Annotated in this window: 18 protein-coding genes and 1 pseudogene; 8 read left to right on the forward strand and 11 right to left on the reverse strand. The window is 70.5% G+C overall.

What is annotated here, in order from left to right; all coding sequences use genetic code 11:
• Positions 1-62: 62 nt before the first annotated feature.
• From MXD62_RS35635 to MXD62_RS35645, 3 genes are all read right to left on the reverse strand, one after another.
• A complete protein-coding gene (locus MXD62_RS35635; protein ID WP_248833733.1) occupies positions 63-950 on the reverse strand; it encodes an NmrA family NAD(P)-binding protein in 888 nt (295 codons plus the stop codon).
• Positions 947-1,411 (reverse strand): nitroreductase/quinone reductase family protein, encoded by a 465-nt coding sequence (locus MXD62_RS35640; RefSeq protein WP_248833734.1) that lies wholly within the window; start codon positions 1,409-1,411, stop codon positions 947-949. Before MXD62_RS35640 ends, MXD62_RS35635 begins: the two co-directional genes overlap by 4 nt.
• A 62-nt stretch (positions 1,412-1,473) precedes the next feature.
• On the reverse strand, positions 1,474-2,262 hold the full coding sequence (locus MXD62_RS35645) for an SDR family oxidoreductase (RefSeq protein WP_248833735.1): 789 nt from the start codon (positions 2,260-2,262) through the stop codon (positions 1,474-1,476).
• A 193-nt stretch (positions 2,263-2,455) separates the two neighbouring features.
• On the opposite strand from MXD62_RS35645, the pseudogene MXD62_RS35650 reads away from it, so the two are divergent.
• A pseudogene (locus MXD62_RS35650) lies at positions 2,456-3,692 on the forward strand (IS110 family transposase).
• Between the two features lie 61 nt (positions 3,693-3,753).
• On the opposite strand, the gene MXD62_RS35655 reads toward MXD62_RS35650, so the two are convergent.
• Positions 3,754-4,509 (reverse strand): SDR family oxidoreductase, encoded by a 756-nt coding sequence (locus tag MXD62_RS35655; protein WP_308301377.1) that lies wholly within the window; start codon positions 4,507-4,509, stop codon positions 3,754-3,756.
• Positions 4,510-4,641: 132 nt separating this feature from the next.
• On the opposite strand from MXD62_RS35655, the gene MXD62_RS39970 reads away from it, so the two are divergent.
• Positions 4,642-5,265: a TetR/AcrR family transcriptional regulator gene (locus MXD62_RS39970; RefSeq protein ID WP_248833737.1), complete on the forward strand. Its 624-nt coding sequence runs from the start codon at positions 4,642-4,644 to the stop codon at positions 5,263-5,265.
• A gap of 455 nt (positions 5,266-5,720) precedes the next feature.
• Here MXD62_RS39970 and MXD62_RS35665 read toward each other — a convergent pair whose 3' ends face one another.
• Positions 5,721-7,109: a helix-turn-helix transcriptional regulator gene (locus MXD62_RS35665; RefSeq protein WP_248833738.1), complete on the reverse strand. Its 1,389-nt coding sequence runs from the start codon at positions 7,107-7,109 to the stop codon at positions 5,721-5,723.
• 432 nt (positions 7,110-7,541) lie between these two features.
• Between MXD62_RS35665 and MXD62_RS35670 the strand changes: the two genes are divergently transcribed.
• The 4 genes from MXD62_RS35670 (at position 7,542) to MXD62_RS35685 (ending at position 10,587) form a co-directional block, all read left to right on the forward strand.
• Entirely contained in the window at positions 7,542-7,847 is a 306-nt protein-coding gene (locus MXD62_RS35670) for a DUF397 domain-containing protein (protein ID WP_248833739.1), read from the forward strand.
• A 38-nt stretch (positions 7,848-7,885) separates the two neighbouring features.
• Positions 7,886-8,125, forward strand: coding sequence for a hypothetical protein (locus tag MXD62_RS35675; protein ID WP_248833740.1), 240 nt, complete (start codon positions 7,886-7,888; stop codon positions 8,123-8,125).
• Positions 8,126-8,153: 28 nt separating this feature from the next.
• Complete coding sequence (locus MXD62_RS35680) at positions 8,154-8,651, forward strand: hypothetical protein (RefSeq protein ID WP_248833741.1); 498 nt, start codon at positions 8,154-8,156, stop codon at positions 8,649-8,651.
• 679 nt (positions 8,652-9,330) lie between these two features.
• Positions 9,331-10,587, forward strand: a complete 1,257-nt coding sequence (locus tag MXD62_RS35685) for a replication initiator (protein WP_368862505.1) — start codon at positions 9,331-9,333, stop codon at positions 10,585-10,587.
• Here MXD62_RS35685 and MXD62_RS35690 read toward each other — a convergent pair.
• Positions 10,503-10,838 (reverse strand): hypothetical protein, encoded by a 336-nt coding sequence (locus MXD62_RS35690; RefSeq protein WP_248833742.1) that lies wholly within the window; start codon positions 10,836-10,838, stop codon positions 10,503-10,505. The genes MXD62_RS35685 and MXD62_RS35690 overlap by 85 nt on opposite strands.
• A gap of 90 nt (positions 10,839-10,928) precedes the next feature.
• Between MXD62_RS35690 and MXD62_RS35695 the strand changes: the two genes are divergently transcribed.
• Positions 10,929-12,593 carry an AMP-binding protein gene (locus MXD62_RS35695; protein WP_248833743.1) on the forward strand — a complete coding sequence of 555 codons (1,665 nt, stop codon included), beginning with the start codon at positions 10,929-10,931 and terminating at the stop codon, positions 12,591-12,593.
• A 71-nt stretch (positions 12,594-12,664) separates the two neighbouring features.
• Here the strand turns inward: MXD62_RS35695 and MXD62_RS35700 are convergent, their stop codons facing one another.
• The 5 genes from MXD62_RS35700 to MXD62_RS35720 all read right to left on the reverse strand — a co-directional run bounded on the left by MXD62_RS35700 (position 12,665) and on the right by MXD62_RS35720 (position 18,761).
• The gene (locus tag MXD62_RS35700; RefSeq protein WP_248833744.1) at positions 12,665-14,095 is read right to left on the reverse strand and encodes an acyl-CoA dehydrogenase family protein; all 1,431 of its coding nucleotides are present in this window, start codon (positions 14,093-14,095) and stop codon (positions 12,665-12,667) included.
• Complete coding sequence (locus MXD62_RS35705) at positions 14,095-15,249, reverse strand: acyl-CoA dehydrogenase family protein (RefSeq protein WP_248833745.1); 1,155 nt, start codon at positions 15,247-15,249, stop codon at positions 14,095-14,097. The genes MXD62_RS35700 and MXD62_RS35705 overlap by 1 nt, the downstream gene beginning before the upstream one ends.
• Complete coding sequence (locus tag MXD62_RS35710; RefSeq protein WP_248833746.1) at positions 15,246-16,055, reverse strand: enoyl-CoA hydratase/isomerase family protein; 810 nt, start codon at positions 16,053-16,055, stop codon at positions 15,246-15,248. Before MXD62_RS35710 ends, MXD62_RS35705 begins: the two co-directional genes overlap by 4 nt.
• Positions 16,055-17,155: an NAD(P)-dependent alcohol dehydrogenase gene (locus MXD62_RS35715; RefSeq protein ID WP_248833747.1), complete on the reverse strand. Its 1,101-nt coding sequence runs from the start codon at positions 17,153-17,155 to the stop codon at positions 16,055-16,057. The genes MXD62_RS35710 and MXD62_RS35715 overlap by 1 nt, the downstream gene beginning before the upstream one ends.
• A gap of 85 nt (positions 17,156-17,240) precedes the next feature.
• The gene (locus MXD62_RS35720; RefSeq protein ID WP_248833748.1) at positions 17,241-18,761 is read right to left on the reverse strand and encodes a class I adenylate-forming enzyme family protein; all 1,521 of its coding nucleotides are present in this window, start codon (positions 18,759-18,761) and stop codon (positions 17,241-17,243) included.
• Positions 18,762-19,139: 378 nt separating this feature from the next.
• On the opposite strand from MXD62_RS35720, the gene MXD62_RS35725 reads away from it, so the two are divergent.
• Positions 19,140-20,399, forward strand: coding sequence for an ABC transporter substrate-binding protein (locus tag MXD62_RS35725; protein ID WP_248833749.1), 1,260 nt, complete (start codon positions 19,140-19,142; stop codon positions 20,397-20,399).
• Positions 20,400-20,466 lie beyond the last annotated feature (67 nt).

Below are 20,466 nucleotides of genomic sequence, written 5' to 3' on the forward strand. Positions count from 1 at the left end.
GGGGGGGGGGGCCGGGGGGGGGGGGGGGGGGGGCCCCCCCCCGGCCGCCCCCCCGACCACGGTTAGCCCGCCGGGATGTAGGTGGCGCGGTTGGGTTCGACGAACGCCTCCAAGGGGCGAGGCGCCATGCCGGTGAGCGCGCGAATCTCGTCGGTCACCTGGGAGTGCCGGCCGGCCTGCATCGCCAGGTCGATTCCGATGGCGATGTCGGCCAGCCAGTCCGGTACGCCCCGGGCAGCCATGGCTGCGCGCACATGGGCTTCGGCGGCGGCGTCGTAGCTGATTCGCCGGCCCAGCATTCGGCTGAAGCGTTCGGCGATCTCGGTGAATGTCAGCGCTTCCGGCCCGGTCAGCTGGTAGGCCGCCCCGCGGCCAGCGGGGTCCCGCAGCACGACCGCGGCGGCCTCGGCGACGTCGCGGGTGTCGACCAGGGCGACCCGGCCGTCGGGTACCAGCCCGGTCCACCGGCTGGTCGCCGCGATCGAGGGCGCGGCGAGCAGCAGGTTGCTACTGAAATAGGTGGGGCGGAGCAGGGTGTGCGGCACCCCGGAGGCGGCCAGGTAGGCGTCGAGTTCGCCGTGGCGTCGGCCGATCTCGTAGCCGGCGTCGAGGTCCGCGTCGAACACGGACAGCCGGACCAAGTGGGGCAGCTCCGCCCGGGCGGCGGCGTCGATGATGTTCCGCTCCAGCGCGATCTGCTGCGGGCTGGTGGACAGCGCGAGGAAGGCTGCATCGACCCCCTTCGTCGCAGACAGGAGCAGCGCTGGGTCGTCGAAGGGACCGCTGACGAATTCGAGGTGCCCGGTGGCAAGACGCCGGGTGGCGCGGAACATGGTCTCGGCCTTGTCCCGGTCCCGCACCAGCGCCCGCACCGGCACGCCGTCCCGCATCAGGCACGTGACGAGGTGCGACGCAGTTCGGCCGGTAGCGCCGATGACGAGGACAGTCACCGCCGGTCGTCCCCGTCTTCGCTCGACGCCGGCACAGGAGCCGGGGTGCGGTCGAGGATGACGACCGGGATCTGGCGGGTGGTGGCCCGTTCGAGCTCTGCGAACAGCGGGTTGACGGCCTTCTGCCGGGCCCAGATGCGCTCCCGTTCCGCTTCGACGGCGACCCGGGCCACCACGGGGAACGTCTCCGTCCCGACGACGACCGAGACCGTGGGACGGGCTAGGAGGTTGTGGTACCAGTCGGGATTCACGGCCGCACCGCCGTTGGACGCGAAAACCGCGAAACCGTGGTTGACCGCCAGGTAGGTCATCGGGTTAATCCGAGCATGTCCGGTCCTGGCACCGACGTGGTGCAGCAGGAGCAGCGGCATGCCCTGGTAGTCGCCGCTGACCACGCCGCCCCGGGTGAGGAATTCCGCTGTCACCCGACGGTTCTGTTCGTCGAGTTCGGCCTTGTCCATGACTGGTCTGAGTTCCTTTGGTCAGGTGGGTGGGGTCGACGGGAACGATGCTGTCACGGGTTCTAGACGCTGGCCATCATCCCGCCGTCGACGACGATGTCGGCGCCGGTGAGGTAGCCGGCCGCGCCTGAGAGCAGGAAGGCGACGGCGCGGGCGATTTCTTCGTCCGACGCTATTCGGCCGAGCGGAACCTTGGCCGTCAGCGTCGCGCGAAGACTGGTCAGTTCTGCGGCGGACAGTCCTTGTTTCGCCAGTGCCGGGGTGTCGACCGGGCCAGGGCTGACGACGTTGACCCGAATCCGCCGGGGGGCGAGTTCCACGGCGAGCGCCCTGGCCATCGACGCCAGCGCTCCTTTGGTGGCGACGTACAGCGACATCCCGGGAAACGACCGGGCCACCAGCCGTGAGCTGTTGAACACGATGGTACCGCCGTCGCGGAGTAGCGGCAGCACTCGCTGCAAGGTGAAGAACTGCCCTTTCACGTTCACTCCGAAGTGTTCTTCGTACGATTCCTCGGTGACGGAGCTGAACGGCGAGGGCTGGGCGACGGCGGCGTTCAGGAACACCGCGTCGAGGTGCCCGAACTGGTCGCGGAGTTCGGCGGCGAGCGCGTCGGCGTCCGCCAGGACCCGGGCGTCGGCGCGCTGGACGAGGACGTCGTCGGGCAACGCGTGTCGCGCCGCCGCGAGTGTCTCGGGGTTCTGGCCGGTGATCGCGACGGCGAACCCGTCGGCGTGCAGCAGCCGAGCCGTGGCCAGGCCGATTCCAGTGGTTCCGCCGGTGACGAGCGCGACCCGCGGCTGGGCCTGGGCCTGGGCCTGACTCTGGGCGGTGGCATTGGTCGTGGTCATCGGATGATCCCTAAGATCGAAGTTGTCTGGGGTGGGTGCCCCGGATGCCCGGGACGACGGGGTGTGGCTGATCGGGTGTGTGCCGCACGGTGACTCGAGAGGAATGGCCGCCCTGTCGTTCTGGACGCCCTGGCCACTGATTCAGATCTGATGCGGGCCGTCGCTGTTTAGGGACCTGTTGGCGGGGCTGTCCATGGGGTTGACCTGTGATAACAGGAGTACGGGCGTGGCGGATCGGCCGCTGGTGTGGGTCGGTGTGGACGTGGGCAAGCAGGCGCATCACGCGTGCGCGATGGACGCGGCCGGCAAGGTTGTGTTCTCGCGGAAGGTTGCCAACGATCAGGCCGCGATCGAGCAGCTCGTTGCCCGCGTCGGGCAGACCGCCGGCGAGGTGCGCTGGGCGATCGATCTGACCAGCAGCGCCGCGGCGCTGCTGATGGCGGTGCTTTTGGCGAGCGGGCAGCAGGTGGTCTACGTGCCCGGCCGGGCCGTCAACCGGATGGCCGGGGTGTTCCGCGGGGAGACCAAGTCCGACGCTAAGGACGCCCGGGTGATCGCTGAGACTGCCCGGATACGGGGCGATCTGACTCCTGTGACGGCCACCGATGACCTGGTGGTCGAGCTGACCCGTCTGACCGCGCACCGCGAGGATCTGATGGCCGGCTGACGCGGCGTCAACCGGCTCCGCGACCTGCTGATCAGTATCTTTCCGCACTGGAACGTGCCTTCGACTACTCGACCCGGTCCGCGCTCGTCCTGCTGACCGGCTTCCAGACCCCCGAGGCGCTTCGCGCCGCCGGTGTGGACGGTGTCGCGGCCCACCTGCGTGAGTAGGACGCCTGATCCAAGGGCATCCCCGCCATGGCCACCACCGCGCTGGCCGCCGAGGCCCAAACGGTGCAGCTGCCCGGCGAGGCCACCACAGCCGCGCTCGTCGCCCGGCTCGCCCGCCAGCTGCTCGACCTGGACCGGCAGATCAAGGACACCGACAAACTGATCACCAGCCGATTCCGGACCCACCCCCAGGCAGAGATCATCGAATCCCTGCCCGGGCTCAGCCGATCCTCGGCGCGGAGTTCATGGTCGCCACCGGAGGCACCCTGGGCGGGTTCGCCACCGCCGGCCGTCTGGCGTCCTACGCCGGGCTTGTGCCCGTCGCCCAGGACTCGGGCCGGGTCAGCGGGAACCTGCGCCGTCCCAAGCGCTACGCCCACAGACTGCGACGGGTATTCTACATGGCCGCCCTGTCCAGCATCCGGGCCCCCGGGCCCTCGCGGACCTTCTACGACCGCAAACGCCACGAACGGCTCATCCACACGCAGGCCCTGCTCGCCCTCGCCCGCCGCCTCGTCGACGTCCTGTGGGCACTGCTGCGCGACGGCCGGACCTTCACCGCGACCGCGCCGCAACCCGCTACCGCGGCGGCTTGACACGGTCATTCAGCTTCCTTGTCGTTGTCATGACGCTGTTGTGGGGCCTGGAACGGCCGGCTCAGACCGCTACGCCGAGGCCGCCGTCGACCGCGATCGTCGTGCCGGTGATGAAACCGGCTGCGGGGGAGCCGAGGAACGCCACGGCGTGGGCGACATCCTGGGCGACACCCAGGCGGCCCAGGGGGATCGCAGCGGCCAGGTCTTTGCGCATCGTGGCCAGCGCCGCGTCGGGCAGGCCGAGCTTGGAGAGCGCGGGCGTGTCCGCCGGGCCAGCGCTGACTGCGTTGACCCGGATTCCTCGCGGGGCGAGTTCCACAGCCAAGGCGTGGACCAGGGCGGTCAGCGCGCCCTTCGTCGCGCTGTACACCGACCAGTTGGCCAGACCGAGCGTGGCGCCCAGGGCCGTGCTGAACACGACGGAGCCGCCGTCTCGCAGCAGGGGCAGGACCCGTTGCAGCGTGAACAGCTGACTCCTGACGTTCACGTCGAACATTTCGTCGTACGTCGCCTCGTCGACTGCTTCGATCGGGACGAGCCGGCCGATACCTGCGTTGAGGAATACTACGTCGAGCCGGCCGAAACGATCCCGAACGGCAGCCGCCACCCGATCCGGCTCGGTCGGTGTGCGGGCGTCGGAACGTAGCACGACCACGTCAGCGGGCAACTGTTCGGCAGCGGCGGAAAGTGTTTCTGGATTTTGGCCGGTGACGAGCACGTCGAACCCGTCGGCATGCAGCATCTGCGCCGTCGCGAAACCTATTCCGGAGGTACCGCCGGTCACCAGCGCGGCGGGTTTTCCAGTGAGTGATGGCACGAGGAACGCTCCGTTCTATTGCAGGCGCCAGGTGACCCTCGGAAGGTGGGACGACTGGCGGGGCGAACGTTCTGTGCGGCTTACGCTAGCCATAACTGGACCGCTCTGTCCAGTCCAGGCTAGAGTGACGTCGTGAAGAACCAACCGACGACCGGCCGGGGCCGGCGCAGCCGCCAGAAAATCGTCGATGCGGCGTCAGCGCTGATCGACGACCGCGGCGTGGCCGGGGCCGGGCTAGACCAGATCCTCACGGCGGCGGGGGCCAGCAAGAGCCAGCTCTACCACTACTTCGGCGACAAGGGCGGACTCGTCAGGGCGGTCGTCGCCGACCGGTTCGACTGCCTGGTCGAAGCACAGCTGCCTCGGCTCGCGCAGCTCGACACCTGGACGGCGATCCGCGCCTGGATGGACGAGTTCGCCACCCAGACCGCGGCGAGCGACTTCCCCGGTTGCCCGCTCGGCAACCTGGCCGGCGAGCTGGCCGGTCGCGACGAGGCCATCCGCGCCGACCTGTCGGCCTGCTTCGAGCGCTGGCAGGCCTACCTGGCGCAAGGCCTGGAACGGATGCGGACCCGAGGCGAACTCGTGCCCGACGCGGAGCCGGAGTTTCTGGCGCTCGCGGTCTTCACCAGTCTGCAGGGCGGCGTCCTGCTCGCCCGGACCCATCGGGACGTCCTACCATTGCGCGTCGCGCTCGACGCCGCCTACGCCCACCTGCGCTCGTTCGCCGCGCCCCAGCCCGACGTCGGGCGATGACCCCCCCGCCGCTAGCGGGGGCGCGCGGCCGAGGTGCACCAGGAAATCGCGCGGCGCCGGTGGCCTGTGGGGTGCCAGAAGGGGTCTGTTGCATTGCGGGAGGCAAGACATGAATTGCCCTGTCGATCGGGTGATCAGATCGTGAGGGTGAGCTCGGCAAACGCGGCCGTCAGCCGTGCGTGCGGGGCGGTTCATTCTCAGACATGATCGCCGTCTTCCAAAGATCGCGAAAACCGGGTCGAGTTGATGCTGAGTCTCTCGGCTGGGTGCGTGGCGATGCGGGCTGGCGACGCGCCGGCGGACCCTCCACGGACCACCAGTCAGCCGATCCAGAGGATGAAGGCCCACCGCCTCCACATCACCAACGTTTCCTAGATCGACTGTCAACCATGACCTGGGACGGAAACGTCAAGAATCAGGTGGGACTGGACACTTCGTGGATCGTGTCTAGGGGGCTATGGGGTCGTGGCGTAGCCGTAGCTGGTGCAGAGGTCGTTGAGGTCTTGGACGACCTGCTGGTCGGCGTACGGGGTGAGTCGGGCGCGGAGTATCTGGATACGGTCGGCTGTCCGGGTAGAGCTGATCTTCGCGTCGAGTTCGACGACGTGGGTGGTGCGGCGGGCGGCTTCGGTGATGTCGCCGGTTTGGATGTAGGACTCGGCGAGCCAGCTTTCGTAGAGGGCGACTTCGCGGGCGTGGATGGGTTGGTAGCCGGCGAGTCCTTGGAGGAGTCGGGGTTCGGCGCGGTCGGGTTGGTTCAGTTCGGTCCAGCATCGGCCGGCCATGACGTCGATCTCACGCTGGTTCATCCAGTAGATCCACTCGGGGTCGTCGTCGGTGTCTGTGTGCTGGTCGTAGTGGGTCTCGACGTCGGCGAGGCTGCGTTCGCATGCGGTGGTGTCGCCTACGCGGGCGTGTGCCCAGGCAAGGCGGTCGGTGAGGAGTGCACGGGTGGCGGGTGTGACCGTCGTTGCGGCTCCTGTGCATGCCGTCTGGGCGAGGAGAACGGCTTCGGCGGGATCGCCGGCGTTCGCGAGTTGGTAGCTGAGGGTCGAGATGAGGTTGGCCGCGAGTGGGGTGTCTGCGGCGGCATGGGCGGCGCGGAGTCCGGTGATGAGGAAGCGGGTGGCGGATTCGTGGCGGCCTGCGTCGGCGGCGACCCATCCGGCGAGTTGTCCGAGTTCCCCGACGGCGCCCAGCAGGGTGCGGGCGATGGTTTCGCTGTAGGTGCCTTCCCGGAGCAGGGTCGTGGTCGCGGTCAGCTCGTTGGTGACCAGATCGATGAGGTCGGGGCCACCGACGTAGTCGTCGAGACGGCGGAGTTGAGCGACGCGTCCTTCGACCTGCCGTGCCAGACCGACACCGATCCGGCGGCCCGCTGTCAGCTCGGCGATTTGTGGTGGCGGGGTGAGGAGCCACTCGTGGGCCAGCCGTGCCGCGCTGATGGCGTCGGGGGCGTCGGTCGACAGCGCGGCGGCGGCGAGCGCTTCGAGTTCGGCGCTGCTGCGACGTGTCCATCCGGCGGACTGATGCAGAGGTTGCGACCAGAGCTTGGCTCGGCTGCGGGCGGGACGATCCAGCGGGTTGAGGCCACTCGGAGGGAAGCCGAGTTCGCTGGCTGATGCCTGGTAGATCATGCTGTAGGCGCGCTGATAGCGGCGGCCGGGGGAAACTTCGCCGCGCTCATGCCGGCCGATCATCTGAAATGTTGCATTCGGCGGGCGGAATCCCTGGGTGTCGAGTGCGCGTATCTTCTCGGCGGCCTCTTCCAGGGTGAGTCCGTGTATCTCACGGGCGCGGCGAAGTAGGTCCGGACGCCACTCCTGATGCTGTGGGGAACGCATGTCACCTGCCCTCGCCGGGAGCTGTCTCGCGATCATAACCCGTGTGCGACGGCTGTCGGTGCTACCTGACGTGTCGGGATGCTAGTCGGTCGAGATGGCTAACAGATGGCTAAATCCGATGGCTAAGAAAGGGCGAACGGTGATGTAGCGCCGCGTCCGACATCCACATGACTATCGCTGTGCTGGGTCAATTACGGGCAGTCAGGTGAACTTTGCCCCGGCGGTTCTGATCGGGCTTGGGGTCGTCCCCCCGACTGGGGCCGCGCAAGTGGGAGGCACGGCGCCTTGGCCGGCCGGCGCAGGAGAGGCGCCGTGTCTCCTGGTGGTCTCGGGTGGGGCGTCGTTAGGGCCACACACCCCAGCACCCTGCCCGGGGCTGCCGCTTTCTCTGTCCGTGCTCGTCGTGGGGAGGCATACGGGGTGGACGGGTGGATGCGGGAGTGGTCGGCGGGGTTGGAGTTCGACGTGCCGGTGTTCGGCCGGGATCGGCTGCACTGGCATCGGGCGTCGGGGGCGGGTGATGCGGCGGTGGAGGTCGCACCGTTGGCATTCGCAATCGCGTCGGTCGGAGTGGGGGTGGCGCTGCGTCAGGCCGGTTGGCCGGCGGGTCCGGCGTTGCTGTTCTCGATGGCCGAGTGGCGGGCGTTCCTGGCCGGGGCGGGCGACGGGGAGTTCAACGATCTAACGGATATGGGGAGGTCTGATGAGCAGCAATGGCGATCGCGAGGACGAGTGTGACGAGGAGGACTACGACGCCGGGGAGGACGAGTACGCCCATGACGATGACCCGTGGTGGTGGGATGAACATGACGGCTACCGGTCCGACGCCGCCGGTGATCGCCCGGGGAGTGATCACTCCGCCGGGGGTGTGGGCGTTGGTGGTGCCGGGGGTGCGGGTGGTTGCGCCGTTCATCGACGCCGCCGACGTGACGCGGTGTGCGCTCGACATGGGGTTACGCCCCGGCGAGTACATGACCCTGCCGTTCGTCGGGCTGGGCCGGATCGTCATCCTGTGATGCCGGTGCAGTGGTCGGGGTGGGGCCGGTGACCGGGCTGGCGGTGGCGGATACGTGGAACTGGGAGTTCGACGTGGGCGCGTTGCCGGAGCTGCGGATCGGCTATCACGACGGGCTGATTGTCGGCCTGCTCCCGAAACCGCTGAACCGCGACTCCGACGATCAAGAGATGTCGCTGTGCGACGTGGTGGACGTCGAGACTGACGTGATGGTCGGGGCGGGCATCGGCGTGGTGCAGCTGTCCACGGTGGGCCTGGTGATGCTGCACCGGCGGTTCACACCGCTGGAACAGTCCCGGGTTGCGTGGGCGGTCGGTACCCGTGTTCGCCGACAACGCCTGCTGGCTGGCACCGACCCCCGAGTGGTGATGACCGGGGCGCGTCCCCCGGCGGATCTCGTCCCGGCCGGGGTGGGCTTCTCCGGCTACCGGGTACGGCTGCGCGACGGTGATGCCGTGTCGGAAGTCGAGGTCTGGGAGGTCATGTTCCCGTTCCGGGACCTGCTGAGGGAATCCGACTCAACCTAACCTGGTGTGATCTTCACGGGCTGACGGCCCCGGACCTGTTCCGACTCCTTCCCCTCGCCGGCGGTTCGGGGTCGTCATCGTATTCACTGATTCTGTCCGGCCTGGGCCGGTATAGTGGGTGATGGCATTTTATGGTTCCGACCCTGCGCCATTGTGATCGTTTTATGTGTACGGCAGTACGCCACATTGTCGGGCTGTCCACGTGTGAGCCGCCTGGGAGCGGCACGGACCGGGCTCGGGCTGCTACACCTGGGGTCATGCGGGTTCGCGTGGCCTGTTCCCGTCTCTGTCTGGGGTGGTGCAGGTGTGCCGGTGGTGCGTGTTGTCGTGGTGTCGGGTGTCTCGGGTTCTGAGCGGGTAGGCCGCTGCGGCGGCTGATGCTCCCCGGGCCGTCCGTCTCTTCTTCGTGCCGTTGTGGTGCCGGTTTCATGCCGGCTTCGCTGCCTTTCACGTGCCGCCTACGCTGCCAGTTATTGGCGCGTTTTGCGTGTGGCATTGTGCAGGTGTTTCGGTGTGGGATGGGTGTACGGCGGATGGCCCGTCGGGTGTGTGTCGCTGTTTCCCGTTCCTGTTTCCGTTCCTGCCGTAACTGTGCGGCGCTCGTGCTGGCCTGTGTTCTTTTCTGGGCTGGCCCGGGTGCTGTGGGTGAGAGGACGCGGTGAATCCCGTGGACCTGGGCGTGAGCCTACCCGAAAACCGGCCGTTCTCCGGTGATTGTTCCCGGCCAATCCGTCTGACCAGCCATGTTGACCATGTCGATATCTCTACTGGTGAGGTCCGCCGGGCGTTCAGCAGCTTGGATCAGCCGAGCGGGGTGCTGCACGTGCGGTGTAACAACCGGCGGGCATCGGTGTGCCCCGCCTGCTCCGCCACCTACAAGCGTGACGCGCGGCGGCTGGTCCTGGCCGGGCTGGCCGGCGGCAAGGGTGTGCCGGACACGGTCACCGGGCATCCGGCGTGGTTCGTCACCCTGACCGCGCCGTCGTTCGGACCGGTGCATTCGCGTCGTCAGCAGGGCGGGAAGACGGGTCCGGTGCGAGCCTGTCACCCCCGGCGGGGGCTGTGTCCGCATGGCCGTCCGGCGGGCTGTCATGAACGGCATCGGGACGATGATTCCCGGCTCGGCTCGCCGATCTGCGCGGACTGTTACGGCTACGGCCGGACGGTGACCTGGAACGCGCTCGTTCCGAAGCTGTGGAAGGCCACCCGTGACGCGACGGAATCCGCGGTAGCGGCGGCGGCCGGGCTGACCGTGGCTGGGCTTCGGCGCGCCGCGCGGTTGAGCTTCGTCAAGGTCGCGGAAATGCAGGCACGCGGCGTGGTGCATTTGCATGTGGTGGTGCGGGTCGACGGGCCGGACGGGCCCGACTCGGCTCCTCCTGGGCGGGCGGACGGGGATCTGGTCGCGGACGCTCTGCGGGGCGTTATCGGGTCAGTCGCGGTGCCGGCTCCCGATCCGGACGCGGCCACCCTCGACGCCACGGCGCCCGATGACAGGTGGGCGGTGCGTTGGGGTGTGCAGGTCGACATCCGTCGCATCGCCCTCGACGGGGCCCCACGCCCCTCCGGTCAGCACCCCGCCGGCACATCGAGGAGTGTCCGACGAACAGCGGACCAGAGGACCGACGACTCCAAACATCCAGATGAATTAGGAGCGCGGCGGGGTGATCGCGGGCGACCGTCAACGCCCTACCGTCGCGTCCCGACAAGCAGGGAAGACGCAGACACCCCGAAAATGCCGATCATGGACGTGACCCATGGCGGCCCAGCCGAGGAAGCACGGAATCACGACGCGGTCACACCGCACGGAAAGCCCCGGCGCACTGCTGACGGGTTTCGGGCCGCAGGCGGTCAGTGTCCCTCGAAGACGGGCGGGCGGCACTCGGCCCCCGCCGCGGGCACGACCGCGTTCACGACCGGCACGGGACAGTCGTGAACCGCCAGCACCATGTCGGCCAGCACCCGCATGTTGTCGAGGTTGTGCGACGGTGCCCCGCTCCCGTTCGAGGAGCTCTCGCCGCGGGCACCGGAGTGCCCGACCTCCCGGAAGATGCGCCCGAGCGCCACCCACATGTCACCCGTGCAGGCGTTCCTCGACTCCGGCCGGTCGATCGTGACGGTCACGACGAACCCGTCGCGGGCCGCCCGGATGTTCGGGTGGTAGGACGGCACAACCTCTTGCGTCATGACTATATATCTAGAGATATTGGACGCCTACGTCAACCGGACAACCCGCGCGCGGGCCGGAACCGCGCCCGGCGGGTGAGGGAGAGCCACGTGACAGCCCAGGAGTGGTCGTTACCCGCCGTGCTCGACGTCGTCACCGACGTGGCCCCCGACCGCGACATGCTGGTGTCGGCGACCGTGCGCCGCAGCTATGCGCAGGTGCGGGACCGCAGCCGGCGGCTCGCCGCGTACCTCCGCCGGCACGGGCTCGGGGTGCGGCGGGAACGTCACGAGCTGCGGCGTTGGGAGTGCGGCCAGAGCACCATGGCGATCGTGATGTCGAACTGCCCCGAGTACCTCGAGACGATGATCGGGGCCTTCCGGGCACGCGCCGCACCGTTCAACGTCAACCACCACTATGCGCCGAGGGAGATCGGCGCGCTGCTGGGCCAGGTCGGCGCCGAGGCCGTGGTGTACCACCGACGGCTGGGCCCGAAAGTCGCCCAGGCCGTCCGGCTGAACGCCCGGCTCGACGGCCGCCCCAACGGACTGCTGCTGATCGACGTCGACGACGGCTCCGGCGTCGACCCCCTGCCGGGTAGCACGTCGTTCCCGTCCGCGCTCGCCGACGCCCAGGGCGTCCACGATCTTCCCGTCCCGTCACCCGACGACCTCTACCTCGTCTGCACCGGCGGCACGACCGGTACGCCGAAGGGCGTGCTGTGGCGTCAGGGGGACGTCTACGTCGGCGCCGCGGGCGGCGCCGAGGGAGCCACCCGCGACGTCATCGCGGGGATCGCCAGGACGGGGGCGGGCGTCTGGTTCGCGGCTCCTCCGCTGATGCACGGCGCCGCGCAGTGGACCGCGTTCGCCGGGCTCGTCAACGGCGGCACGGTGGTCCTGCACGACGACTCCCGGCCCTTCGACGCCCGCGCGATCCTGCGGACCATCCAGCGCGAGCGGGTGACGATGATGTCGATCGTGGGCGACGCCTACGCCCGGCCGCTGGTGGACGAGATCCGGGCCCGCTCCTACGACCTGACCTCGCTGGTACGCCTCGGCACCGGCGGTGCGACGACCAGTGCCGGACTCAAGCAGGCGCTGCTCGAGCTGCTGCCCCAGCTCACCGTCGTCGACGGGTACGGCGCGTCCGAAACGGGCGGGATGGCGTTCGGAACGTCGACGTCGGGCAGGCAGGCGCACCGGTTCCGGCTCGCCGCGGGTGCCGCGGTGCTGTCCGCGGACCGGTCCCGCTTCCTCGAACCCGGGGACGACGAGGTCGGCTGGACGGCACGGGTCGGCCGGATCCCACTCGGCTACCTCGGCGACCGGACGCGCACGGAACAGACCTTCCCGCTCGTCGGCGGCCGGCGTGCCTCGGTTCCCGGCGACCGCGCCCGCTACGACAGCGACGGCGGCATCGTCGTGCTCGGCCGCGACGCGATGGTCGTCAACACCGGCGGCGAGAAGGTGTTCGTGGAGGAGGTGGAGGAGGTGCTCCGGCAGCACCCCGACATCCTCGACGCGCTCGTCGTCGGGCGGCCGAGTGACCGCTACGGCGAGGAGGTGGTCGCGCTCGTCCAGCTCCGGACGGGTGCGCAGCTGTCTCCCGCCTCGGTCCGCGAGCACGTCGCCGGCCAGCTCGCGCGTTTCAAGGCGCCCCAGGCGGTGCTGCTGTGCCCGCGGATCGGCCGCCATGCCACCGGCAAAGCCGACTACACCTGGGCACGGCGCGCGGCTCTCGAGGCGGTCTCCGCCACCGTGACGAGAACCTGACGGGCGACTGCGCGGCGGCCGTGCGGCGCGGTGGCCACGATGGTCGGGTGGCCACGATGGTCGGGCTGCTCTCAGTCCGACGACCAGCCGCGGGCGTCCCGCAGAACCTCCCGGAACGGCTTGCCGCTGTCGAACGACGGTTCGCGGGGAAGCCCGAGCACCCGCTCTCCGATGCTGTTGCGCTGCATCTCGTTGGTGCCGCCGGCGATGGACATGAAGCGGCTGTTGAGGAAGCCGACCGCGGTTTTCCGCCCGGGGCTCTCGCCGGGCTCCCCGTCCCCGTTCACGGCGTCCCCCCGTGCTCCGTCCCCCCGTGCTCCGTCCGCGCTGCCGGTGTCCCAGTTCACGGTGTCCCAGTTCACGGCGTCCGCGCCGCCTATGCGCATGGCGGTGTCGGCGCGGATCGGGTCGTAGACGCCGCTGACCAGCTTGGCGTAGGACGCGAGGTGGAGCGCCTGGGCGGGATCCGTCCGCATCCGCGCGCCGAGCCTCGCGAGCAACGCCCGGCGCGCCACGTCGTCGACGTGGGCGCGCACGATCAGGTCGCGGGTGAGCGGGTCGGTGAGCCGGCCGGCGGCCCGGGCGAGCTCGACGAGGTCGGGCGCGACACCGGTCGAGGCCCGCGTGGTGCGGGTGCCGTGGCTGAGCCCTCCCCCGCGCTCGAACATCAGCATGGTCTGGGCGACGGTCCAGCCGTCGTTCACCTGGCCGATGACGTCGCCGTCGCCGAGCACGACGTCGTCGAAGAACTCCTGGCAGAACTCCGCGTCGCCGGTGATCTGCCTGATCCGCTCCACGGTCACGCCGGGGGCGGTGACGGGGACGGCGAACCACGTCAGGCCGCGGTGTTTCGGCACGTCCCAGTCGGTGCGGGCGAGGCACATGCCCCAGTCCGCGTAGTAGGCGCCACTGCTCCAGATCTTCGACCCGTTGAGGACCCACCCTTCGCCGGCACGGACCGCCCGGGTGCGCACGCCGGCCAGGTCCGACCCGGCCTCGGGCTCGGAGAAGAACTGCACGAACAGCTCCTCGCCGGAGAGGATCCTCGGGATGTGCCGGCGCAGGAAGTCCGCCGACGCGTGCGCGAGCATCGTCATGGCGCAGACGCCGAACGTGGTGCCGCCGGCTATTCCCAGCTCGGGCAGCCGGTAGCCGCGCGCCTCCTGCTGGAAGGCACGTTCGTACTGCGGCCCGAGGCCCTGGCCGCCGTACTCACGCGGCCAGGTGATCCCCGCGTACCCGGCCTCGTGCAGCCGGCGCTGGAGCGCGCGCCCGGCCGCGATCGCCGCCGGACCGGTACCGCCCCGGCGGGGGGCAGGGGCCGGCAGTCGCTCGAGGTTCGCCTCGATCCAGGACCGGGCCCGCGCCCGGTACTCGTCGAGAGCCGGCGCCGCCGTGTCGTCGTCACGCTCCGCGGTCACGTTGTCGCCACGCTCCGCGGTCACGTTGTCGCCACGCTCCGGCGCCGCGTTGCCGTCACGCTCCGGTGCGATGTCCCGCATCAACCGACTCCGATCCGCTCCCCCAGCCGGCCGCGGTGCCACTGCGCCGAGCCGAACGCCACCGCGTCCGCGGCGAGGCGCCTCATGAACAGGTGGTGGTCGTGCTCCCAGGTGTAACCGACCCCGCCGAAGACCTGGAAACAGCCGTGGGCCAGCTCGACGCCCTGCTCGGCGACGAAGGCCTTCGCGGCGTGCGCGAGATCCATCCCGGCGCGGGCCCCGGAACCGAGCGCCCCGGAACCGAGCGACTCCGCGGCGGCGCCCACCACCGCCTTCGCCATCTCGAGGGAGAGGCTCAGGTCGGCGAGGAGGTGCTTGACCGCCTGGAACGAGCCGATCGGCCGTCCGAAGGCGATACGTGTCCTGGCGTACTCGACCGCCGCCGCGAGGTCACGGTGCATCGCCCCGACCGACTCCGCGGCGGTGAGGACCGCGGCGGTCCCGACCTGATGCTCGAACCGCGCCGCGGTCACCTCGCCCGGCGCTCCGAGCACGGCGTCCGCGCCCACCCGGACATCGTGGAACCGCACCGCGCCCGGCCGTCGGGTGATGTCCAGGCTCGTCATCCGCCGCACCTGGACTCCGGGAGTGTCGGCGGTGACCAGGAACTGCGTCAGCCCGCGCGGCCCGCGCGCGGCCACGACCAGCAGGTCGCAGTCGGCCGCGTCCGGTACGTGCCGGACGTCGCCGGCCAGGCGGAAACCGCCGGCACCGTCCTCGCCCGCGACGATCGCGCCGGCGCCCGGCGTCAGCCCGGCGACGTCGCCCACCACCCAGGTCGCCCGGGCCCGGCCGGCCACCAGCCGGGCGAGGGTCCTGCCGTGCCTCGGGCCCTCGGCCGCCAGCAGGTGCGCGACGACATTCGCCGCGGCGAACGAGTCGGGCTGCAGGACGGCGCCCCGCTCGGCGGCGACCGCCGCCGCGTCCAGCAGGCCGTTGCCCGACACGGTGCCGCCGCCGTGCTCCTCGCCGACCAGCATCCCGAACCAGCCGAGCGAGCCCGCGGCTTCGATGTAGCGCGCGTCCACTCCACCGGAGCCCGCGGCGAACTCCCGGACTGACGGCAGCGGCATCGTCCGCTCGATGAACCTGGCGCTGGAGTCGAGGAGCAGCTCCTGCTCGGGCGTCGCGGACGCCAGCAGACCGACGCTCATACGCCGGTGAACCCGGGTTCGCGGCGCTCGGCGAATGCCCGGAACCCCTCCCGCGCGTCCTTCGTGGTGTAGGCGATGTGCTGGGCCCGGGCCTCGTCCTCGACCGCCCGCTCGAACGTGGCCGAGTCGCTCGCGTCGAGCAGCCGCTTGATCAGGCTGAGCGCGGTCGTCGGCCCGGCGGCCAGCCGCCGGCCCCACGCGGCGGCGACCTTCGGCAACTCGTCGGCCGGCACGACCTCGTTGACCAGGCCCCACGCCAACGCGTCCGGAGCGCTCACCCAGTCACCGAACAGGGCCATCTGCTTCGCCCGGCGCAACCCGATCTGGCGGGGCAGGCTCCAGGACGTCCCGCCATCCAGGGACAGGCCCCGCCGGGCGAACACCTCGCAGAACCGGGCCCGGTCGCTGGCGACGACGAGATCACAGGCGAGCACCAGGCCGAGCGACACGCCGACGGCGACACCGTCCACCGCCGCGATGGTCGGCTTCGGCAACCGGTGCAGGCGGTTCACGATGTCGCCGGCGGTGCGCATCTCGTGCAGGATCGCCTGCCGGGGGCCGGAAAGTCCGCCAGCCTCGCCGGCCCCGCCCCCCGTGCCCGCGCCGCCGGTCAGGTCCGCGCCCGAGGAGAAGTTCCCACCGGCGCCGGTCAGCAGCAGCGCCCGGTCGGCCGGGTTCCGGGCGACCTCGGTCAGGATCCGGTCGAGGTCGGCCCAGTTCGTCCCGTCCAGCGCGTTCTTCTTCTCCGGCCGGTTGAAGATGACCGTGACCAGGCCGCCGCCGCGTTCGACGAGCGTCGGATCCATCAGGTCGTCTTCTCGGGCAGCAACACGGGCTTGATCACCTTTCCGGAAAGTGTCGCCTCCTCCGCGGCGTTGATCGCCTCGAGCGGGAAGGTCTCGATCAGCCGGTCGAACGGGAACAGGCCCTGCCGCCACAGGTCGATGAGGTGGGGAACGAGGACGTGTGGGTCGGCGCCGCCCTCGAGGATCCCCGACACGGTCTTGCCGACCAGCGCCATCGGACCCAGCGTCACCGGTCGGCTCTGGACGCCCACCAGCCCGCAGTGCCCGGCCATCCGCAGCACCGCGACCGCGTTCGCGATCGACTCGACGTTCGCCGTGGTGTCGAAGCTGAAGTCGGCACCGCCGTCCGTGAGATCCCTGATCCGCGACACGAGGTCGGCGTCCGTTCCGTTCAGCACGTGGGTGGCGCCGAGTTCGCGGGCGAGTTCCAGCCGGTGCTGATGGAGGTCGACGGCGACGACCGGGGACGCGCCGACCACCTTCGCCGCCATGATCGCGGCCATCCCCACCGCGCCGGTACCGAACACGACGAAGCTGGCGCCAGCGGTGATCTTCATCCCGACGAGCACCGATCCGGCGCCGGTCAGCATGCCGCAGCCGAGGGGCCCCAACTTCTCCAGCGGCTGTTCCCGGTCGACCAGAACCGCGTTGCGCTCGGTGGCCAGGCAGTGCGTCGCGAACGACGACTGCCCGAACCACCGCGAGGAGATCGCGTTCCCCGCCGCGTCGCGCGCCCCGGTCGTGCCGTCGGCCCGCCGCCCGAACATGTTGCGGACCAGGAACGTGTCGCAGTAGGGCGGCAGGCCCTTCCGACAGTTCCGGCAGTCACCGCAGGAGTCGAAGGACAGCACGACGTGGTCGCCGACCGACACCCGCCGTACTCCCTCGCCGACGGCCTCAACCACACCGGCGCCCTCGTGACCGGTGACAATCGGCGGCGGCGCGAACGACTTGGGCCGCCGTGGCACGAGGTCGCTGTGACACATGCCCACGCCCACCACACGGACCAGCAGTTCGCCGGGACCGGGCGGGGCGAGCACGATCTCCTCGAGCTCGTAGGGCCCGTCCAACCGGCGCAGTACCGCCGCGGTTGCCTTCATCGAACGGCCTCCCGGCTAGGTGGTGTTCCGCCGTCCGGCGGTCACGGCCTTTGCGCGAGAATCGTAGCTATTGATGTAGATGTTTTCAACCGATTACGCCGCCCGATGCCGACGCCAGCCAGCCTTCGAGCTCACGCCGGAGGACCTTGCCCATCGGGCTTCGCGGCAGCTCGTCGACGACCTCCAGGCGTTCCGGGCACTTGTGACGGGCCAGTCCCTCGGCTCGGCAGTGCGCCACGAGGGCGGTCAGCGTGACCTCGTCGCCCGGCCCGACCGGCCCGACCGGCCCGAGTACGACGACGGCGCACACCCGCTCGCCGGTGCGCTCGTCCGGCACACCGACGACCGCGACGTCGCGCACCGCGGGATGCCGCGCCAGCACCCTCTCCACCTCCGCCGCGGAGATGTTCTCCGCGTTGCGGATGACGACCTCCTTCAGACGACCCCGCACCCGCACCCGGCCCTGCTCGTCGACGTCTCCGAGGTCCCCCGTCCGCAGCCAGCCGTCGGCGTCGAAGGCGTCGGCGTCCAGCGCCGCGTCCTGGTAGCCGAGGAAACACTGCGGGCCCTTCAACCGCAGCTCGCCAGCGACGACCCGCACCCGGACACCGGCGGCCGGCCGGCCAACCGTCGTGCCGGGCTCGGCGTCCGCCGGCGTCTCGCTGGTGGCCACCGGGAACTCGGTGAGCCCCCAGGAGCCCAGCACTCCGGGCACGCCGAGGACCTCCGCGACCTCCCGGTTGACGGGCTCCGGTGTCGCCGCGCCGCCGCCGACGCAGGCACGCAGCGCCGGGAAGAGCGGCTTCCCGCCGCGACGGCGCTGCGCAGCCGCGTACGCGCGGAAGAACGGCGTCGCGGAGCCGAGGATCGTCGGCCGGTGGGCCGCCATCCGCTCAGGCGTCACGGCCGGGTCGAACGCGTCGAACAGGACCAGCGTCCCGCCGGCCCGCAGCGCCGCCGCGAGCATCGAGACCCCGCCGACGTGGCCGATCGGCCAGGCGATCGGGTACACGTCCCCGGCGCCGAAACCGAGCCCGGCGACGACACCGTCCGACGAGGCGATCACCGAGGTGTCGGTGTGCCGGGCCCCTTTCGGGTCGGCGGTCGTGCCGGAGGAGTAGTAGATCCACCGGCACTCGTCGGCCCGCGTGGGGGCGGCGGGCAGGCCGGCGGAGTCACCCTCGGGCAGGCGAAGTGCCGACCCGGGCGGGCCGTCGAGGTCCAGTGCCAGCACCTCGGGCCCGAGCGACCTGGCCATCTCGCCGTGGCCGAACCCGTGCCACGACTCGGGCACGACGACCAGGCGTGCCGAGACCTGCCGCACGATGAACCCGACCTCCCGGTGGCGGAACGCCGGGATGACAGGGTTCTGGACCGCACCGAGCCGCGCGCAGGCCGCCAGCAGCACCACCGCCTCCAGCGTCGTGGGCAGCTGCCAGGACACGACGTCGCCCGGCCCCACGCCGTGCCCGTGCAGGCCCGCCGCCGCGCGGCCGGCCGCGTCACGCAGGGCCGCGGTGGTCAGCGAGCGGCCGTGGTCGTCCGCCAGCACGACGGCGTCCGGCACGCGCCGGGCGGCGTCGTCGAGCAGGCCCCAGAACGTCAACGTCGTCGTCCTCTCCTGTGCGCGTCGGGCGCGTCCGGCGGGTCCGGCGCGCGGTAGCGCGGTAGTCGGCACCGACGCACGGCAGCGCGGCCGCCGGCCCTCACCGGTAGCACCTACCGGCCACCATCTCGATGTTGAGGCTAGAAAAGTCTAGATATATTACCTAGACTTCGCGATCAGTCGACAGGCGGCCGGGGTGAGCCTGCCGGCCGACGGCCGCACGCGCGTGACACCGAGCCGGGCGAGCGCGGCCGCTCCCGCACGATCCGCCGGCCCTGACACCGGCGACGTCTCAGCGCGGCCGACAAGCCGCCCATCACGCAGGGACAGATCATGGAACAGAGCACGCGGGCAGGCAGCTTACGTAGACGGTCGCGGATGCGCGGACCGCGACCGCGGGTACGCCGACTGGTGGCGACGGCCCTCACCGCGCTGGCGCTCACCGGCGCGGCGTGCGGCGGAGGCGACTCCGACCCGAGGCCGGATCACGAGAGCGGTGTCGACCTCGCGCTGCTCGGCCCGAGCCGGCCGGCCGGCGGCCAACCGGTCAAGGTCGGCTTCGTCAGCGACGGCAGTACCCCGGCCTTCGACAACACGATCCAGATCGACGCCGCCGTCGCGATGACAAAGTTCCTCAACGAACACGCCGGCGGCATCGGCGGCCGACCGATCGAGCTGGTGACCTGCGAGACCGCGGCCGACCCGGGCCGGGCGGCCGACTGCGCGACCGAGTTCATCCAGGCCGACGTGGCCATCACGGTCGCGGGCGAGTCAACCGCCATGGGACCGGTATGGAAACCACTACACGACGCCGGGATCCCGATCTTCGTGTACGCCACCACCGAGCAGTCAGTCATCCTCGACCGGGACTCCACCTTCGCACTGGCAGACCAGATCGCGGGCCTGGCCGGCATGCCGATCACCGTGGCCAAGGAGAACCACATACCCAAAGTGACCGTCGTCGGCATCGACGTACCCGTGGTCACCGGGTTCTACGACGCCGTCGGCGACCAGATCTTCGGCGACGCCGGCCTCGAACTGGACGTGGTCGCCATCCCACCCGACCAGGCCGACATGACCCCACAAATGGAGCGGATCGCCGCCGGCGGGCCAACCGAAGTACACATCATCGGCGGCGACGCCTTCTGCATCTCCGCGTTCCGGGGCTTGCGGGCGGCGAACTTCGACGGACCCGTCAGCGTCGTCAACCAGTGCGTCTCCGACACCTCGAAGACCGCGCTCGGCGACACGCTGGAGGGCGTGTACGCATCAGCACCGTTCGCGATCGGCGACCACGACAATCCCGACCTGCGCCAGTGGGAGGCGATCGTGGACGCCTACGACGACAACGACATCGACCTGAGCAACTCGATGGGCTCCACCATCTACGTCACCATGACAGCCCTGAGCCGGGCACTCGACGGCCTCACCGGGAACATCACCCCCGCCCGGCTCATCGAGAAGATCCGCTCAGCACCCGAACTGCCACTACCCGCGGCCCCGGGCCTGACCTTCCACTGCGACGGCACAGCCAACCCACTCGTACCCGCCGCCTGCACCCGAGGCGGACTGATGACAACCCTCGACGCGAAGGGCAACCCGACCCTGCCCTACAAACCATTCGGCAACGAGGACTGAGACGCTCGACGTCCGCCGGCCGCGCGGCCAGGGGGCCGTGCGGCCAAGGCAGCGAAGGGGCGATCTC

This window comes from Frankia sp. Mgl5, from assembly GCF_023242985.1.
Taxonomy (GTDB): domain Bacteria; phylum Actinomycetota; class Actinomycetes; order Frankiales; family Frankiaceae; genus Parafrankia; species Parafrankia soli.